Annotated in this window: 3 protein-coding genes; 1 reads left to right on the top strand and 2 read right to left on the bottom strand. The window is 64.4% G+C overall.

Features of this window, described 5'->3' with window-relative positions; genetic code table 11:
- Both ACGF5C_RS34795 and ACGF5C_RS34790 read right to left on the bottom strand, forming a co-directional pair.
- On the bottom strand, positions 1-646 hold a 646-nt coding region (locus ACGF5C_RS34795), incomplete at its 3' end, for a flotillin family protein (RefSeq protein WP_393308669.1).
- Positions 647-660: 14 nt separating this feature from the next.
- Complete coding sequence (locus ACGF5C_RS34790; protein ID WP_036523824.1) at positions 661-924, bottom strand: hypothetical protein; 264 nt, start codon at positions 922-924, stop codon at positions 661-663.
- Between the two features lie 133 nt (positions 925-1,057).
- Between ACGF5C_RS34790 and ACGF5C_RS34785 the strand changes: the two genes are divergently transcribed.
- Positions 1,058-1,241: hypothetical protein (locus tag ACGF5C_RS34785; protein ID WP_393308671.1), on the top strand; the 184-nt coding region annotated here is incomplete at its 3' end.

The raw sequence follows: 1,241 nt of genomic DNA, 5'->3' as shown, positions 1-1,241 counted from the left end.
ATTCGGCCTGCAGAATCGCGGTCTGGCGTTGATATTCCGCCTGTTTGCGCAGCGATTCCTGTTCGGCTTGGGCGGCGAGCTGGGCGGCGGCGGCCTGAGCGATCTGGGCGTCGCGCTGGACGGCGGCGTTGTGCGGTGCGGCGAGGGCGGCGATGTAGCCGAGGCCGCCGTCGTCGATGGACTGGATCTGGAACGAGTCGACCCACAGTCCGATATTGCTCATCTCCACCTTGGAGGCGACCAGGACCTCGTCGGCGAGTTTCTGGCGTTCGCGGATGATCTCCTCGACGGTCATGGAACCGACGATGGAGCGCAGATGGCCGGAGAAGATGCGCCCGGTCAGCACCGACATCTCGCGTTCCTGTTCGGACAGGAATCGTTGTGCGGCGTTGACCACGGACTGGGTGTCGTTGGCGACCTTGAAGGCGATGACCGCGCGCACGTCGAGCTGGATGGCCTGACGGGTGACGCAGCGTTCCTGGATCTCGGATTCGAACATCGCCAGCGATAGGTAGCTGACCTTGCGGAAGAACGGCATCACCCAGGCGCCGTGGCCGGTGATGACGCGGAAGGGGGCGTTGTCCTTGGCGCGGCCGCCGCTGATCAGCATGGCCTCGTCGGGATCGGGCACATGATAGCCCAGCACTGGTGTCTCCCTTGTTATTTCGTTGTATCCCCACCCGGTCCGACATCCAGCGGGATCCACTCGACGACATCGACGATCCGGCCGGGATGCACCTCGACCACGAGTACGGTGGTGCCGGCATCCAAGGGTTCGGTGGATCGCGCGATGTACAGCTCGGTGCCCCCTCTGATCGCGACCAGGACCTCCCCGAGCATGCCTGCGCCCCGGATCGGCGATGTGAGCCTACCGGTCGAACCGAGTACCGGGTCTTCTATCGCGGGGAACTCCTTGCCGGACAACGAATGAACGGTTGGAGACCAATGTAGTGCGCGCGCCGGGAGCGCGCCCGCGGGCGGAAAGATAACGGTGGGAACGGACGAATCGGGCGCGAAAAGTTGGAGGTTTCGATATGGCCTCCCCTGGGAACGGGGGCTGGTCAAGCGATCGGTCACCTGGCAGGCTGAAGCGGTGACCTCTCCTCCGGATATTCCTGCGGCGACGTCGGATCCCGCTTCCGACACACTCGATGCCGCGGTGTTCAAGGTAGCCGGTGTGGTCGTGCTCGGCGCGATCATGTCGATCCTGGACGTGACCGTCGTAACCGTCGCACTGCCGA

This window comes from Micromonospora sp. NPDC047620 (genome assembly GCF_043205005.1).
Classification (GTDB): Bacteria; Actinomycetota; Actinomycetes; order Mycobacteriales; family Micromonosporaceae; genus Micromonospora.
The sequence above is the reverse complement of the archived record's forward strand: the minus strand, read 5'-3'. Positions and strand labels throughout refer to the sequence as shown.